The 17,148-nt window shown below is 68.9% G+C and carries 8 protein-coding genes; 7 read left to right on the forward strand and 1 reads right to left on the reverse strand.

Going from position 1 to position 17,148, the window contains the following annotated elements; translation table 11 throughout:
* Positions 1-70 precede the first annotated feature (70 nt).
* The 4 genes from ACIQJ5_RS01730 (at position 71) to ACIQJ5_RS01745 (ending at position 11,882) form a co-directional block, all read left to right on the forward strand.
* Positions 71-8,659, forward strand: coding sequence for a VWA domain-containing protein (locus ACIQJ5_RS01730; RefSeq protein ID WP_402840253.1), 8,589 nt, complete (start codon positions 71-73; stop codon positions 8,657-8,659).
* Between the two features lie 180 nt (positions 8,660-8,839).
* Positions 8,840-9,721 (forward strand): dimethylargininase, encoded by an 882-nt coding sequence (gene ddaH, locus ACIQJ5_RS01735; RefSeq protein ID WP_231090745.1) that lies wholly within the window; start codon positions 8,840-8,842, stop codon positions 9,719-9,721.
* Positions 9,718-10,929, forward strand: a complete 1,212-nt coding sequence (gene rocD, locus ACIQJ5_RS01740) for an ornithine--oxo-acid transaminase (protein WP_402840258.1) — start codon at positions 9,718-9,720, stop codon at positions 10,927-10,929. Before ddaH ends, rocD begins: the two co-directional genes overlap by 4 nt.
* A gap of 161 nt (positions 10,930-11,090) precedes the next feature.
* The gene (locus ACIQJ5_RS01745; protein WP_231090743.1) at positions 11,091-11,882 is read left to right on the forward strand and encodes a GDSL-type esterase/lipase family protein; all 792 of its coding nucleotides are present in this window, start codon (positions 11,091-11,093) and stop codon (positions 11,880-11,882) included.
* A gap of 69 nt (positions 11,883-11,951) precedes the next feature.
* Here the strand turns inward: ACIQJ5_RS01745 and ACIQJ5_RS01750 are convergent, their stop codons facing one another.
* A complete protein-coding gene (locus ACIQJ5_RS01750; protein ID WP_402840263.1) occupies positions 11,952-13,388 on the reverse strand; it encodes a rhamnulokinase family protein in 1,437 nt (478 codons plus the stop codon).
* 126 nt (positions 13,389-13,514) lie between these two features.
* Here ACIQJ5_RS01750 and ACIQJ5_RS01755 point away from each other — a divergent pair, with 126 nt between their 5' ends.
* The 3 genes from ACIQJ5_RS01755 to ACIQJ5_RS01765 all read left to right on the forward strand — a co-directional run bounded on the left by ACIQJ5_RS01755 (position 13,515) and on the right by ACIQJ5_RS01765 (position 17,077).
* On the forward strand, positions 13,515-14,264 hold the full coding sequence (locus ACIQJ5_RS01755; protein ID WP_402840265.1) for a DeoR/GlpR family DNA-binding transcription regulator: 750 nt from the start codon (positions 13,515-13,517) through the stop codon (positions 14,262-14,264).
* A gap of 315 nt (positions 14,265-14,579) precedes the next feature.
* Positions 14,580-16,079 (forward strand): sugar ABC transporter ATP-binding protein, encoded by a 1,500-nt coding sequence (locus ACIQJ5_RS01760; protein WP_231090740.1) that lies wholly within the window; start codon positions 14,580-14,582, stop codon positions 16,077-16,079.
* Positions 16,076-17,077, forward strand: a complete 1,002-nt coding sequence (locus tag ACIQJ5_RS01765) for an ABC transporter permease (RefSeq protein ID WP_231090739.1) — start codon at positions 16,076-16,078, stop codon at positions 17,075-17,077. The genes ACIQJ5_RS01760 and ACIQJ5_RS01765 overlap by 4 nt, the downstream gene beginning before the upstream one ends.
* Positions 17,078-17,148: the final 71 nt, after the last annotated feature.

Below are 17,148 nucleotides of genomic sequence, written 5' to 3' on the forward strand. Positions count from 1 at the left end.
CAGCGAGCTCGTGCCTCACTCCGTGCACGCGCGCCGTCGGGCTCGCGGACGAGGGCCAGGCAGGAGCGTGGTGAGCGTGCTGGCTGCGGCCGCACTCATCACAGGACTGCTCGTGGGTGCGGCTTCCCCCGATGCAGCCGGGACCCCCACGCCGGAGTCAGCCACGTCATCTCCCTCTCCTTCCCCCACCCCCACAGGCACTCCCTCGGACGCGGGGACGTCCGAGGGAGCTTCCGATGCCGGCTCCGGCGTGGAGACGCAGCCCGCGGTCGAGGTCGACACCGCGACCCTCGGGGACGCCGAGCCGGGTACCGCTGAACCGGATCCCGCGGACAACGGCCCAGATGCGGCAGCACCGCAGACCGAGACCCCGACGGACGCGGCCCCGACGCAGGCGGAGCCCACGCAAGAGGGCCCGACCGAGGCAGCTCCGACGGAGTCGCCGGCTCCCTCTGCACCGTCGCAGACGTCGGAGACCCTCGCCCCGACCGATGCGGCCCCGACGGAGCCAGCACCCGCCCCCGCGGACACGGAGCCCGTCCCCACGAAGACGGAGCCCGCCCCGACGAAGACGGAGCCCGTCCCCACGAAGACGGAGCCCGCCCCCGCGGACACGGAGCCCGTCCCCACGAAGACGGAGCCCGTCGAGCAGCCTCCGGCCACATCCGCACCGGCGGTCAGCGCTTCCGCGACGCCCACTCCCACACCGACGCAGACTCCGCCCACGCGGTCCGCCCGCACCCTCACCGCCATGGCCGCGCTGGCCGACTGCGGATCGTCCGCCTCGGCGTGCGGCCGCCTCACGGCCACCGTGACCGTCGGTGCCGGCGGTCCGCTCACCGCTTCGGACTTCGCCCTCACCGCGACGAGCTCGGCGGGGACCTATGACCTCACCTCCGGGGTGACCGCGAACGTCGCCCGCCCGGCGTCCTATGTGCTGGCATCCACGCCGTCCGATACCGCACAGGCCGCGCTCTACGACCTGACGGTCAGCTGTACCGTCGGCAATCTCGTCACCTGGAACGCGGCCACGCAGACGCTGACGTACAGCGGTCAGTCCACAACCAACGACGGTCGCCGTTCGGCCGCCTGCACCTTCGCCTACGCCTACAGCACGGGAACGATCACCGTGAAGGTGGGCGGCGATCGCACCGGCAGCAACGGCGTGACCGACCTCGCCGGCGTCGTGCTGCGGCTGTACTCCGGCGGCAGCTCCGGACCGGGCAGCGCGTTCGCCGCCGGCTGGGCCACCTGCACCTCGCAGGCAGACGGAAGCTGCACGTTCACCGTCCCCGCGACGGGAACCGCCATGGGCACCGGCGGATCGAGCGCTCAGACCGGAGGCAACAAGGACCGTCAGTTCTGGATTGTGGCCGAGTCCGCGCCCTCGGGATGGGTACTGAACCAGACGCTTGCCACGGGCAGCTCGGGGCAGAGCTCCCTCGCCTACACCTTCCGCACGCCGGCGATCACCTCGGGGGCCACCCTGTCCTCCACCTCCACCTCGCAGGCCTGGATGATCAGCAGCGACAACTCCGCCCCCGCCGCATCGGGCGGCATCTGGTCGGTCTCGCGCGCCAACGCGCCGCTCGGCTCGGCGTGTGGCGTCGACGTGGCAGTGCTCGTGGACCTGTCAGGATCTCTGGCCGGGCAGCTGGCGAACGTGAAGTCCGCCGCCAAGTCGGTCGTCGATGCCCTGCAGGGTACCGACTCGAAGGTGGGCGTCTACACCTTCGCCCAGAGCGCACCGTCCTCGTCCGGTGGAAACCTCGCGGCCACGCAGGTGGCCACCACGGCGGGCGCGGATGCCGTGCGCAGTCACATCGACTCCTTCACGACGCCGAGCGGTGGCACCAACTGGGACGCGGGGCTCGCGCAGATCCCGACCGGAACCTATGAGGCGGTCATCGTCGTCACAGATGGAAACCCCACCTACTTCGGCTCACCGGCCACAGGACCGGGCAACTTCACGCGCTTCCGGGAGACGGAGAACGGCGTCTTCTCCGCCAACCGCCTGAAGGCCGCCGGCACCCGGGTGATCGCGCTCGGCGTGGGCGACGGTGTCGGCGGGCCGGCCGACAACCTGCGCGCCATCTCCGGCCCCTCCGCCGGCAGCGACTACTTCCAGACCGCGGACTTCACCGCCGCGAAGAGCGTCATCCGCCAGTTCGCGCTGGGGGACTGCCTCGGCTCGCTCTCGGTGGTGAAGCAGGTCGCACCGAGCACTACCACCGGGGAGGACACCACCGGGGCCGCACCCGCCGGGGGCTGGGACTTCACCGCGACCTCGCAGACCGCGGGAGTCAGCGTCACCTCCCCCACCCAGACGACCGCGGCGGACACCGGCGTCGCGACCTTCCCGCTCACCTACTCCGGGACCTCCTCCGGAACCATTCGCGTCACCGAGGCGCAGCAGAGCGGCTACGCGGTCGTCACGCAGTCCGGCTTCACCGCGGTGTGCACCGCCAAGCAGCTGGACGGATCGTCGGTGAACCTCCCGGTGACGAACATCGTCGATGCCGCCCATCCGGGCTTCGCCGTCGACGTGCCGCAGCAGGCGGCGGTCAGTTGCACCGTGTTCAACCGGGCGCCCGTGACCGACACCTCCGTCACGGTCGACAAGCACTGGGTGATCAACGGCGGTGCCGAGGTTGCCAACGATCAGCTCCCGCTCGCCGGGGTGTCCGCATCCCTGCAGCTCGACGGCACCGATCAGGCATGGGGGAGCGCCCGCGACGGAGTCACGCCGGGCAACGCGATCGCCATTGCGGAGACCGTCACCATCCCGCCGAACCTCGATCAGTGCACGTCGTCGGGTGTGATCGTCCGCGACGCCGCGGGCGCCACGGTGGCCACTGCGCTGCCGTTCAGCCCGGTCCTGGTCGCCGACGCGTCGAAGAACGCCTACACGGTGGTGAACACCCTCACCTGCGGCGCCAGCCTCACCCTGGTGAAGCAGGTGGAGGGTGGCACCGCTGACCCGAGCGGCTGGACGCTGGCCGCGACCGGGCCGCAGGGCTCGATCGCCTTCGAGCCGGGAACGAGCGGTGTCACGCACCCGGTGACACCCGATACGGTCTACACGCTCTCGGAGAGCGGCGGATCCGCGCTGTACGTGCTCGCCACCTGGAGCTGTGTGGCGGTGGATGCGAACGGCGCGCCGCTGGGGCAGCCGCAGAACACGACGCAGGCCACCGTTGCGCTCGGCACCCGCCTCGCGTGCACCGCCGTCAACCGCGGGGCGTCGCTGTCGGTGGGCAAGACGGTCACGAACGACGACGGCGGCACGGCCGTGGCAGCCGACTTCTCCCTGACCGCAACCCCGGAGCCGCTGGCGGGTCTGACCGCTACGACGGTGACGGGGGCCGAAACGCCCGCCACCGCGAACACGTTCCCGGTGCGTCCCGGTCACGTCTACACCCTGACCGAATCGTCGATGCCCGGGTATCAGAACACCGGGCTGCAGCGGCTGGTCGATGGGGACTGGGTGGATGTCGCCGACTCCGGGCAGCCGGGCGTCTATCCGCGGGTGAACGGGGACGGCGAGTGGGAGGTGGTCGTCGACGCCCTCGGGTCCGACGCCTACCGGTTCGTCAACGACGACGAGGCGGCCAGCCTCACCCTCATCAAGCAGGTCGTGAACGACGACGGCGGAACCGCTGCGGCGTCGGACTGGACGCTGACGGCAACGGGTTCAGGTGCTCCCGCCATCTCGCTGGCGAGTGGTGCCGCATCTCCCGCCCGTGCCGGTGTGCCCTACGTGCTGGCGGAGAACGGACCGTCGGGATACGCGCTGACGGCGCTGAGCTGCGACAACGGGCACGCCGTCTCCGTCGACTCCCGCACCCTCACCCTCGCACTCGGCGAGCACGTCACCTGTACGTTCACGAACGACGACATCGCCCCCACGCTGACGCTGCGCAAGGACGTGATCAACGACAACGGCGGCACGCGCCAGCCGGGCGACTGGTCGGGCCTGCTGTCGGCGACCGCCGACGGTGAGACGGTCACCTATCTGCACAACCAGACGCGCTCCGTCGCTGCGGGCGATTACGCGCTGTCCGAGCAGCAGCTGTCGGGCTATGCCCAGACGGACCTCAGCTGCGTCGGGTCGGCCGCCCCGCTCGACGACGCGGTGATCACACTGCAGCCCGGGCAGAACGTGACCTGCACGTTCACGAACGACGACATCGCCCCGAAGCTGACGCTCATGAAGACCGTCGACAACCGCCACGGCGGCACCGCCGACGCCTCGGCCTGGGAGCTGTCGGCCACGGCAGCGGACCTGCCCGTTCTCAGCGGAACGAGCGGGGTCTCCGGCGAGGTCACCGCGAACGTCCCCTACACGCTGGAGGAGCAGGGCGATGCGCCCGGCTACGAGCTCAGTGACATCTCCTGCACCAACGGAGACGGATCTCCCGCTGACCCGACGGTGACGCTGCTGCCCGGTGACGACGTCACCTGTGCGTTCACGAACGCCGATCAGCCGGCGAGGCTCCGGCTCGTGAAGAGCGTGATCACCGATGACGGCGGCGATGCCGTGGCCGCGGACTGGGACCAGCTGCTCACCGCTGCGAACGGCCCGGACACGACGGCCTTCGACTCCGGGGAGACCATCGAGGTCGGTCCGGGGGTGTTCGAGCTTTCCGAGGGGGCCGGGCCCGCAGGCTACGCGCTCACGGCGCTGAGCTGTGACGGGCAGAACACCTCCCTGGCGAACCCGACGGTGAGTGTCGGACTCGGCGGCCTCGTGACGTGCACGTTCACGAACGACGACGTCGCGCCGACGCTCACACTGGTGAAGGAGGTCGTGAACGCCAATGGCGGTACGGCCACCGCTGGTGAGTGGTCACTGTCCGCCGCGGCGGACGGAACGGTCGCCGTCGGCGGCACCACGCCCGCGAGTGGCACGGTACGGGCGAACACGGAGTACACGCTGTCCGAGTCCGGAGGGCCGAGCGGCTACACGCTGACCGGCCTCGCCTGCACAGGCGCACACGAGACGAGCATCGACGAGACCACCATCACACTCGGCACGGGCGAGAACGTGACGTGCACGTTCACGAACACGGACGCGCCCGGTTCGCTGACGCTCGTGAAGTCGGTGGTGAATGACGACGGTGGCTCGGCTGTGCCGTCCGATTGGAACCAGCTGCTGACCGCACGGTCGGGTGACGCCGCGGCGGTGCTGTTCGACAGCGGTGAGACACAGAGCGTTCCGGCCGGCTCATACGGCCTGGCCGAGCTCGCTGGTCCTGCGGGGTACACGCTCACCGGGCTGTCCTGCGATACCGGCGACGTCTCGCCGCAGAACCCGACCGTGATGATCGGTGTCGGCCAGCATGTGGTTTGCACCTTCACGAACGACGACGTGGCCCCGCGGCTCACCCTGGTGAAGACCATGGAGCACCGCAACGGCGGCACCGCCACGGCGGACGACTGGACGCTGGAGGCTCGCACACCGGGTGGCCCGAACGTGCTGGTCATCGGCTCCGGCACGCGGGATGCGAAGGCCGGCGCGACCTACACGCTCTCCGAATCGGGGCCGGGCGGGTACTCGCTGGAGGACCTGTCGTGCACGGGCGAGCGCTCCGTCTCCGCCGATGACCCGCAGCTCGTGCTCGCCATCGGAGAGGACGTCACCTGCACCTTCCGCAATGTGGATCAGCCCGCTTCCCTCACCCTGGTGAAGAAGCTCACCGCGAACGCGGGCGGCACCGCGGTGCCGGCCGACTGGAACCAGCGTCTGGTCGCGTCCACGGGGTCGGACGACTTCGCCTTCGACAGCGGTGAGACGCGCGCGGTTCCCGCGGGGGAATACACACTGAGCGAGCTGGCGGGACCCGTGGGATACGCGCTCACCGATCTCTCCTGCACGACGCGGGAGGTATCGGTCGATGCTCCCCACCTCGTGCTCCACGAGGGTGAATCTGCCACATGCACGTTCACCAACACGGCCCAGCCCGTCACCCTCACGCTCGTGAAGAGCGTCGACAACGCCGCGGGTGGCACGCGTTCGGCCGACGAGTGGACGCTGTCCGCGTCGACCGATGCCGGATTCGCGATCAACGGAACCGGAGCCCTGGGCGAGGACGGCGAGGCGAGCATCAGCGGCTCGGTGCAGAGCGGTGTGGCCTACCGGCTGCACGAGTCCGGACCCTCCGACTACGACTCCGGCACCTGGCAGTGCCGGGCCGGGGACGGCGAGATCGCCGTGACCGACGGCTCTGTCACGCTGCCCGACGGCACAGACGTCACCTGCCGGATCGTGAACACCGCGATCCCCGCCGACGGGGCGGTCACCAAGACGGTGCTGTCGAACACGCAGAACGCCGACGGAACCTGGAGCGTGGTGTACGAGGTGCGGGTGGCCAACACCGGGCGCATCGCCTACACCTACGACCTCGTGGACACCCTCGACTTCGGTGACGGCATCACGGTCGACGAGGCCACGTGGAGCGGCGCCGGACGCAGTGGGGCCTTTGGAGACGATCACTCGGCACAGCTCGCGTCCGATGCGTCGGTGGCTGCCGGCACGACCGAGGTCTACACCGTCACCGCCATCGCCACGGTGACCCCGGCGGCCGTCAATGACGCCACCATCGCCTGTTACGGCGGCGGCGAGGGAGATTCTGGCGGCTTCCTGAACACCGTCGTGCTCACCTCGGACCGCCTGGGCGAGCACGAGGCCGAGGCCTGCGCGGAACCGATCATCCCGACGATCCAGAAGTCGGCGATCTCCTCGGCTCGCGCCGGCGACGGGACGTGGACGATCTCGTACCGCGTGGATGTCGCCAGCCCCACACCGATCCCCGCTGGCACGAGCGTGCACTACTCCGTCACTGACATGCCGGAACTTCCCGCGAGCCTCGCGCTGGTCGGCGACTGGAGCGCCGTGGCCGAGCCCGGAAGCCCCGCGCCATCGGCCCCGGAGTGGGACGGCACGGGGTCCTGGACGCTCATCTCGGATGGTGTGCTCACCACCGCGAGTGCTGCGCACAGCTGGATCATCAGTGCCACCGTGAAGCGCACCGATGCGCCGGTCGTCGTGGAGCCCTGCGACGACGGGTCGGGAGCGGTCGTGTGGAATGGCGCGACGCTGACCAGCGGAGCGGTGACCGAGGAATCCCGCGCCTGCGCCGTGGTGGAGGTCATCGACGTCTCTCTGACGAAGACGGCGCAGCTTGCCGAGGGCGAGACCTCTGTGGAGCCAGGTGACGCGTTCTCCTACGTGCTGACCGTGACCAACAACGGCACCCGCACCGCGAACGACGTGAGTGTGACCGACACCGACATCCCGGAGCGGGTGCGGATCGACGCGGTCCAGGTGGTCGGCGACGGCGTCACCTGGGGTCCGGAGCCGGGCTTTGACGAATCGGGTGTGAACCTCGTGCTGAGCGGCCTCGCTCCGGGTGCGTCCGCGCAGATCATCATCCACGTCACCTTCGTCGCCGCGGCCGGCCAGGCGGTCCTTCCCCCGGGTTCCACTCCCGAGGCGCCGGCCCCCGTCGAGAAGCTCGACAATACGGCCTGCGTGTCGATCGCCGGGGACGAGGTCGCGAGCAACAACTGCGACACGGCCACCGTTCCCATCCGCGACATCGCGGCCGTGGTGTTCACCACCTGTGACGGTGACGCCCCGATGCTGGGATGGACGATCCGCAAGTCGTCCACACTCACCGACGAGCCGATCGAGTTCCGCTGGACGCCCGACACCGGGACATCCACCACCCGCCCGCCGGACGTGGTGCTGACGGCGCCGGGCGGCACCAGCGAGTGGAGCGACCTGATCGCGTGGCCGGGAGCGGAGTTCACCCCCAGTGGGGTCAGCATCGACTATCCGGGCTGGCGGATGCTGCGGGCATCGGACTACACGCCGGACGGCCGGGGCTACTACATCCCGGGAACGACCACCGTGATGACTCCCGAGCAGGTGGCCAGCCACGTGTACAACGGACTCATCCTCGACGACAGCGAGCTGGACTACGCGTGGCGCGGTGAGACCACGATCACCTTCTCGGTGAACCCCACGCTCACCTTCACCACCGGGTATCCGCCGGCGACCCCGTCGTGCGCCGTGCCGCGGCACACGAAACTCGCCATCGACAAGATCGCTGATCGTTCGATGACCACGGGCGGCGGGGCCGTGGACTGGTCGATCGCGATCCGCAACGTCTCCGACGACTCGGCGGCGGAGGGAGTCGTCCTCACCGACGAGATCCCCGACACCCTGAAGGTGACCGGGGTGACCTGGCAGGGCAAGGGCGACACCAGCGTCTTCCCGAACTGGAAGGACTGCACCGTGAGCGGGGCGAGCGCACGCGGGTATGGCGGGACCCTCACCTGCACCCTGTTCGGTCCACTCCAGCCGCAGGGCGACGAGGGCGTGTCGCAGGCGCCGACGGTGAAGATCTCCACGGTCGTGGACCCGCAGGTGAAGTTCAGCCGGATCAGCAACACGGCGGTGGTCGACTACCACACCTTCGGTGATCCCTCCGATGCGGGACGGGCGTCCTCCGAGGCGAACGTCGGTGTCACGCTCCTGGCGGTCACCGGAAGCCAGGGGCTGGGAACAGCGCTGCTGGTGGCCATCGCGATCATGGGCCTGGGCGTGCTGCTGGTGCTGCGTCATCGGCGTCGCAGCACCGGACGTTCCTGAAACGAGAGGCGGAGCGCTGCGCGGGTCCTTCCGCGCAGCGCTCCGCCGTTTTCGATGGGGTTGCGGCTTCCGCGATGGCGGTCGGTTGGGGATAATGGAGTCGGCGTGCTCGGATCGCCGGCTTCACACAGCTCCGCCGAGCCCCTGGACAGCGTCCGCCGCACTCTCATGAGGAGACATATGTCGACGCAGGAAACCGCCCCGTCCGCCACGGTCGAACTCGCCCCCGAGCGGGTGGCTCAGCACCGTCGCTACCTGATGTGCCGGCCCGAGCACTTCACCGTGGACTACACGATCAACCCGTGGATGGACCCCGCGCAGCCCACCGATACGGCCAAGGCCGTGGCCCAGTGGCAGAAGCTGTACGACCTGTATCTGGAGCTCGGTCATGAGGTCGAGCTGATCGATCCTCTTCCCGGCTACCCTGACATGGTCTACACGGCCAACGGCGGCTTCCTGATCGACGGCATCGCCTACGGGCCGAAGTTCCGCTACGTCGAGCGCCAGGGTGAGGGGCCGGCGTTCATCGAGTGGTTCCGCGCACAGGGGTACGACACCCGTGAGCCGCGCGAGACCAACGAGGGCGAGGGTGACTTCCTGCTCGCCGGTGACGTGATCCTCGCCGGAGTGGGCTTCCGCTCCAGCGATGCTAGCCAGGACGAGCTGCGCGAGATCTTCGGTCGCGAGGTGGTCTCGCTCACGCTGGTCGACCCGCGCTTCTACCACCTGGACACCGCACTCGCGATCCTCGACCCGGTCGTCGAGCCCGGCGCCGAGGTGGGCGTCGCCTACTTGCCGCACGCCTTCGACGAGCGCAGCCGGGCGATCCTTGCCGAGCGCTTCCCGAACGCGATCCTGGTCTCCGATGAGGACGGCGCGGTGTTCGGGCTGAACTCCGCCAGCGACGGACGCAACGTCATCATCTCCCCGCGCGCCACCGGCTTCGAGAAGCAGCTGCGCGAGCGCGGGTACGTGCCGCACCTGGTCGACCTGTCCGAGCTGCTGCTCGGCGGCGGCGGCATCAAGTGCTGCACCCTGGAGCTGCGCGGGGCCGGATCATGACCGACACCGCTGTCGCCGCCGAGGTCGTCTTCCCCGGTGAGGACCACCTCGCTCACAACTACCACCCGCTTCCCGTCTCCGTGTCGCACGGCGAGGGTGCGTGGGTGACCGATGTCGAGGGCAAGCGCTACCTAGACCTGCTCTCGGCGTACTCCGCGCTGAACTTCGGGCACGGGCACCCGGCGATCCTCGCAGCGGCTCACCGTCAGCTGGACCGCCTCACCCTGACCAGCCGGGCGTTCCACAACGATCAGCTCGGTCCGTTCGCCGAGGCGCTGGCGTCGCTCTGCGGCAAGGACATGGTGTTGCCGATGAACACCGGGGCCGAGGCCGTGGAGACCGGCATCAAGGTGGCACGCGCATGGGGCTACCGGGTCAAGGGCGTCGCCGAGGGTCGCGCCAAGATCATCGTGGCCGACGGCAACTTCCACGGCCGCACCACCACGATCGTCAGCTTCAGCGACGACCCGACCGCCCGCGAGGGCTTCGGCCCCTTCACACCGGGCTTCGTCCGTGTGCCGTTCGGTGATTCCGAGGCGATCCGTGCCGCGATCGATGACGACACCGTGGCGGTGCTCGTCGAGCCGATCCAGGGTGAGGCCGGCGTGATCATCCCGCCCGACGGCTACCTGCGGGAGATCCGCGCGATCACCGCGGAGCGCAACGTGCTGTTCATCGCCGATGAGATCCAGTCCGGTCTGGCGCGCGTCGGCACCACCTTCGCGTGCGACCGCGAGGGTGTCGTTCCCGACATGTACCTGCTGGGCAAGGCGCTCGGCGGTGGCGTGCTGCCGGTGTCCGCGGTCGCGGCGAACGCCGATGTGCTCGGGGTCATCCGCCCCGGTGAGCACGGCTCGACCTTCGGCGGCAACCCGCTGGCGGCAGCCGTGGGCCTGCAGGTGGTGTCGATGCTGGCCACGGGCGAGTTCCAGGAACGCGCTCGCACGCTGGGGGAGCACCTGTCCGAGAAGCTGCATGCGCTGGTCGGCCACGGTGTCACCGCCGTCCGCGTGGCGGGCCTCTGGGCCGGCGTCGACATCGACCCGGCCCGCGGCACCGGGCGTGAGGTCGCCGAGAAGCTGCTCGAACGCGGCGTCCTGGTGAAGGACACCCACGGTCAGACGGTGCGCATCGCACCGCCGATCGTCGTGCGGGCCACCGAGCTCGACTGGGCGGTGGAGCAGCTGCACCTCGTGCTCGGCGACTGAGACAGCGGTCGTGATCCGCGGCTCCGGTGCTCCGGGGCCGCGGATCCTTCTTTTCCGGGTGGGACGACCCTGAGTTTTCCCTTGATTGTGCTGCGGCGCCCGTGCCGTGAGACGTTCCGGGTGCCTGCCGACATTTAGGGTGGAACGGTGAGGAGGGGTTGATGGGCGCACGACTGGCTCATGCCGCTCACGCGCGTCCTCCGCGGCAGATCTGGCGCGTGCTGCGCATACTCCTCGGCTCGGTGCTCACGGCCGCGTTGCTGCTGGGAATCGGCGCAGGCGTCGGCTGGTGGTCGCGACTTCCCGATGTGGCCGTCACGCGTGCCGAGCCGCCCCGCCCGCGTGCCATCGGCACCCCGTCTCCGAAGCCGGTCACGGCTCTGTGCACTCCGCAGGAGAAGCCGCTGATCCTGCTCACCGGCAGCTCCACGGTGGACGAGTGGAAGAGCTCCGATACGGACCTGAAACCGCTGCGCACGGAGAACATCGGCATCGGGGCCACCACGATGAAGGACCAGCTGCAGTACATCCGCCGGATCATCCCCACCGTGAAGCCGCAGGTCATCGTGCTGTACTCGGGCGCGAACGATGTCGCCATCGGCGGCAAGCCGGCGGATGTGGTCGCGGATGTGCAGGCGTTCGTCGCCGAGGCGAGCCAGCGCCTGCCGGGTGTGGTCATCTACTTCGTCTCGATCAACGACGTGCCCGCTCGTGCTCGCAACGCGAAGGACTTCAACGCCGTGAGCGCGTCGATCGCTTCCCTCGCTTCGGCGGACGGGACGCTGCGGTACATCGATACGGAGACTCCGTTGCTCGGGGGCGGGAGTGCCCCGAACGCCGCGCTGTTCCGTCCGGACGGGATCCACCTGAACGATGACGGCTACAAGATCTTCTCGAAGGTGATCCGTGAGCGGCTGCTTGCCGACGGGTGGGACGACATCCCCTGCGTCTAACCGGTTTCATCGCGCGCGAATGGTTCGAAATCCCGCCGGATAGGCGCCAATCGCGCGCAATGAAACGGGTCAGGACGCCGGGTCGTAGCGGCGCGGCGGGTGCGTGCGGGCCACGAAGTCGCGCAGTGCCTGCAGGTCGCCGGAGATGGCGCCGAGCGCACGTCCCTGAATGAGGATGTTCCCCAGCGCGGTCGCCTCCACGGGCCCCGCCAGCACGGGCAGGCCGGAACGATCGGCCGTGCGCTGGCAGAGCAGCTCGTTCAGCGTCCCGCCCCCGACCAGGTGGATGGTCTGCAGGTCCACGCCGCCGAGCCGGGCCGCGGTGCGAGCTGTGTCGGCGAAGGCCTGCGCGAGGGATTCGATGATGCTCCGCGCGAGGGCCGCGCGGTCGTCCGGTGCCGCGATGCCCCGTTCCTCGAACCAGGCTGTGATGCGGGCCGGCATGTCCCCCGGGGCCAGGAACCGCGGATCGTCCACGTCGAACACCGGTACGTCCTCCGTCACGGCGGCGGCCTCGGCGAGGAGCGCGGGCAGCTCGATGTCAGCACCGTCCCGCTCCCATGCGCGTACGGTCTCGCTGAGCAGCCAGAGGCCCATCACGTTGTGCAGCAGACGAATGCGTCCGTCCACACCGCCCTCGTTCGTGAACCGCGCGTCGCGCACCTCAGCCGTGAGCACGGGGGAATCGACCTCGACGCCGACCAGACCCCACGTGCCGCAGGAGATGTATGCAGCCGTGGACGGATCCATCGGGACGGCGACCACGGCGGAGGCGGTGTCGTGCGAGCCGACAGCGGTGACGTGCACTCGTGCTGTCGCACCGATGGTCGACGCCACATCCTCGCGTAGCGCGCCGATGGTCTCATCGGGGGAGATGAGCGGTGCCAGCAGCGAACGGTCCAGGCCGAGAGCGGCGAGCACCTCTTCGTCCCAGTCGCCCGTCGTCGCGTTGAGCAGACCCGTGGTCGACGCGTTCGTGCGCTCGCTCACGCGCTGGCCGGTGAGCTGGAAAGCGAGCAGATCCGGGATGAGGAGCAGGTGGTCCACGATCGCCAGAACGGCCGGATCCTCCGTGGCGAGCTGATACAGCGTGGTGAACGGGAGGAACTGCAAGCCGTTGCGGAGGAAGAGCTCGTCGTGGGGCATGCGCTCATGGACGCGATCGACGCCGTCCGCTGTGCGGGGGTCGCGGTAGTGGAACGGCTCGCCGAGCATGCGCTCGCCGCGCAGCAGCGCGTAGTCCACCGCCCAGGAGTCGATGCCAATCGAGGCGATCTCCGGGGCCTCGCCCAGTGCCGCGCGCAGACCCGCCAGGACGTGAGCGAGCAGGGCCGTGAAGTCCCAGTGCAGGCCGGAGGCCAGGGGGACCGGGCCGTTCGGGAAGCGGGCGACGGCTGTCATCTCGAGCGTGTCCGCGCCGATGCGGCCCACGATCACACGACCGCTGGTGGCGCCCAGATCGACGGCGGCGACGGCGACGGCACGGGAGGTCTCGACTGCGTTCATGTTCCCTCGGAGCGACGGATGACTGGGGTATTGAAACGATACATTACGCGGGGCGGTCCCGACGGGTCCGCGTCCGAATGTGAGATTCTGTGAGATTCGGGGTGACCTATGGCTAGACTCCCTCTCGTGGGATCACTTGCCGCCGAAGAACGCTGGGGCTGGTTGCTGTCGCAGCTGAAGGAATCCAAGGCGGTTTCCCTGAGCGAGGCGGCGGATGCGCTCGGCGTCAGTGAGATGACCGTCCGCCGCGACTTCTCCGCCATGGAGGCGGAGGGAATCGCACGTCGCGTGCGGGGCGGAGCGGTGTACACCGGGCCGGTCAGCTTCAGTGGGCGCGAGCGCTCGTTCGCCACGGAGAAGGCGGTCATCGCCGAGAAGCTGCTGCCACGCGTGCCGCGGTCGGGGGTGATCGCGATGGATTCGTCCACCACGATGCACCGCCTGGCGCAGGCCATCGGCGCCATGGACGACCTCACCGTCGTCACCAATGGACTCAGCACGTTCCAGGCCCTCCAGGACAAGCCCGGGGTCACCGCGATCCTCACCGGGGGTGCGAAGGACCGGCGTTCGGACTCGCTCGTCGGGCCGGTGGCCACCGCCTTTCTCGAGAGCATGCGCTTCGCTCGCTTCTTCGCCTCCGCCGCCGCGATCGATGCGAACGGCTGTTATGAGGACACTCTGGAAGAAGCCGAGATCAAGCGTGCTTTCGTCCGCTCCTCGGCCCGGGTGCTGATCGGTGCCCACGCGGCGAAGCTGGATGATCACGCCACCGCCGCCGCAGTGCAGCTGGAGAACATCTCGGTGCTCGCCACGGAGCTGGCCCCGACGGACCCCACGATCGCCCCGTACGCGAAGCTCGTCACCGCCGTTCTCTGAGCCACCCGCTCGCCCGCGGTCTATCGACCGTCGTTGTCGTTCGCCGGCGTCGTGCCCCTGTCGTCGCCTGTCGCCTCTGGTCGCGGTCGTCTCCCCTGCGAGAGATCCGGTGTGCGTCCGGAGCCGCTGCAATCGGGGTTGTGGACGCACTGGCGTTTCTCGCAGGGAAGGGTGCGGCGGAAAAGTTACCTCACAGGAGTTGACAAAAGCTGACACGATATAACATGCTGAGTCTCACCTTGACACAAAGGAGTGGAGCATGACGGTGACCGCACTGCCCGGCGGCCGCGGCACGGACGACGAACGGCACGGCGCATGAGCGCGCCGGGCGGAATCGATGTCCGCCTCAGTGGCATCACGAAGGAGTACCCCGGGGTGGTCGCCCTCGGCGGCGTCTCCCTGGAACTGCGCGCTGGTGAGGTGCATGCCATCGTCGGCGAGAACGGTGCGGGCAAGTCCACGCTGATCAAGGTGCTCGCCGGCGCCGTCCCTGCCACGTCCGGCTCCATCACCGTGGACGGACAGGAGTTCACCAAGCTCACTCCGGCTCTCGCGCAGAGCCTCGGAATCGCGGTGATCTATCAGGAGTTCACACTCGTGCCCAGCCTCACCGCGGCCGAGAACGTGTTCCTCGGACATTTCCTCAAGCGCGGCGCCGTGCTGGACCGCAAGAGCATGGACCGCATCGCGGCCGAGCAGTTCGCCCGTCTCGGCGTCCGCATCGACCCGCGTGTGCAGGTGGGGGAGCTCACCACCGGATATCAGCAGATCGTCGAGATCGCGAAGGCCCTGTCCCGCAACGCGCGCCTGCTCATCATGGACGAGCCCTCCGCACCCCTCACCGCCGCCGAGGTGGAGGCGATGTACGGCGTGGTGGACGCGCTCAAGGCGGAGGGGATGACGATCGTCTACATCTCGCACCGCATGGACGAGATCTTCCGTCTCGCGGATCGTGTCTCGGTGCTCCGCGACGGCCAGTACGTCACCACCCGCGGCATCACGGAGACGACGCGGCGCGAGCTCATCAACCTCATGGTCGGCCGCGAACTGTCCGACGGATACCCGCAGCGCGAATCGGAGCCCGGCGAGGTGTCGCTGCGGGTGAGCGGACTCACGGGCAACGGCGTTCAGGACATCGGGTTCGAGGCGCGGGCGGGGGAGATCCTCGGGTTCGGCGGGCTCATCGGCGCAGGCCGTACGGAACTTGCCGAACTGCTCTTCGGCGCCAAGCCGCTGGAATCCGGCGAGGTCACGCTGCACGGGCGCTCCGTGGTGGCGCGCTCGCCGCGTGCCGCCATCGGACATCGCATCGCCCTCGCTCCGGAGGACCGCAAGCGCCACGGCCTCGTGCTGGAGTTCTCGATCCAGGACAACATCACGCTGCCGCACGTCGCCGAGTTCGCGAAGGCGGGGGTCGTCGACCGCAAGGCCGAGCGCGCCCTGGCCGACAAGTACATGGCGGATCTGCGCATCAAGGCGCCGAGCCCTGCGGAGATCGTCGGAAACCTCAGCGGTGGAAATCAGCAGAAGGTCGTGCTCGCGAAGTGGCTGTCCACGGCTCCCGAGGTGCTGATCTTCGATGAGCCCACCCGCGGCATCGACGTCGGCGCCCGCGCCGAGATCTACCGGATCATGAACGCGCTGGCCGACGAGGGCCGCACCATCCTCATGATCTCCTCCGACATGGAGGAACTGATCGGCATGTCCGATCGCATCATCGTGCTGCGCGAGGGCATCCAGCAGGGAGTCCTCGCCAAAGAAGAGATCACCCAGGAGTCGGTCATGGCCCTGGCTGCTGAAGGAGAGATCGTATGAAGTCCATGCTCATGGGCCGGATGAAGGACCTGGGCATCCTGCTCGTCCTCGTGGTCCTCATCATCGCGTTCAGCATTCTGAGCCCGAACTTCCTCGATCCGTCGAACATCTTCAACATCACGCGCCAGATCGCCACGCTCGGCATCGTCGCCGTGGGCTTCTCGTTCGTGCTCATCACCGGAGGCATCGATCTGTCGGTGGGCTATCAGATCTCCGTCAACGTGGTGGTCACAGGCATGCTCATGAGCCAGCTCGGGGTGCCGTGGTACCTCGCCGTGATCCTGTCCCTCGTGCTGGGCGTGCTGATCGGGACCATCAACGGCCTCATCGTCACCTTCACCGGGGTGGCTCCGCTGATCGTCACGCTGTCGATGATGATGATCCTCAACGGCATCAGCTACCTGGTGTCCAAGGGCCTTCCGGTGTTCGGCTTCCCGCGGGAGTTCTCCTTCCTCGGCCAGGGCGCTGTGGCCGGCATCCCGGTCTCGCTGCTCGTGCTCATCGTGGTGTGGGCCATCGGCCTGTTCGTCCTGAACAAGACGCCGCTCGGCCGGTACTTCTACGCCATCGGCAACAACGTCGAGGCGGCTCGCCTCTCCGGCGTGCCCACCCGTGCCACCCTCATCACGGTCTACGCGCTGTGCGGTCTGTTCACCGCCATCGGGGCCATCCTGCTGCTCTCGCGACTCAACTCGGCACAGTCCGCCACCGGAGCCGGCTTCGAGTTCAGCGTGCTGACCGCCTGCGTGCTCGGCGGCATCAGCGTGATGGGCGGACGCGGCAGCCTGTTCGGTGCCTTCATCGGTGTGCTCATCGTGGGTGTGCTCGACAACGGGCTCGTGCTGCTGAACGTCAGCGAGTACGTCCAGCTCGTCATCAAGGGCGTCATCCTGCTCACCGCGGTGATCTACGACGCCACCTCGAAGAACAGCAAGGGCCGCCGCAAGCAGATCGGTGGCGTCTCCATCTTCCGTCAGGGCGCGAAAGCCGCGGCCTGATCTCCTCCTTCCCTTCCTCCCGCAATCACATCGACGACGCGATGACGCGTCACCGTCGTCACAACGAAAGG

The organism is Microbacterium sp. GXS0129, from assembly GCF_044769785.1.
Taxonomy (GTDB): Bacteria; Actinomycetota; Actinomycetes; order Actinomycetales; family Microbacteriaceae; genus Microbacterium; species Microbacterium nymphoidis.

Bases quoted from the DNA above. Each gene is read 5' to 3' on its own strand.
- ddaH (WP_231090745.1), top strand. From the start codon at position 8,840: ATGTCGACGCAGGAAACCGCCCCGTCCGCCACGGTCGAACTCGCCCCC.
- rocD (WP_402840258.1), top strand. From the start codon at position 9,718: ATGACCGACACCGCTGTCGCCGCCGAGGTCGTCTTCCCCGGTGAGGAC.
- ACIQJ5_RS01745 (WP_231090743.1), top strand. From the start codon at position 11,091: ATGGGCGCACGACTGGCTCATGCCGCTCACGCGCGTCCTCCGCGGCAG.
- ACIQJ5_RS01750 (WP_402840263.1), bottom strand. From the start codon at position 13,388: ATGAACGCAGTCGAGACCTCCCGTGCCGTCGCCGTCGCCGCCGTCGAT.
- ACIQJ5_RS01760 (WP_231090740.1), top strand. From the start codon at position 14,580: ATGAGCGCGCCGGGCGGAATCGATGTCCGCCTCAGTGGCATCACGAAG.
- ACIQJ5_RS01765 (WP_231090739.1), top strand. From the start codon at position 16,076: ATGAAGTCCATGCTCATGGGCCGGATGAAGGACCTGGGCATCCTGCTC.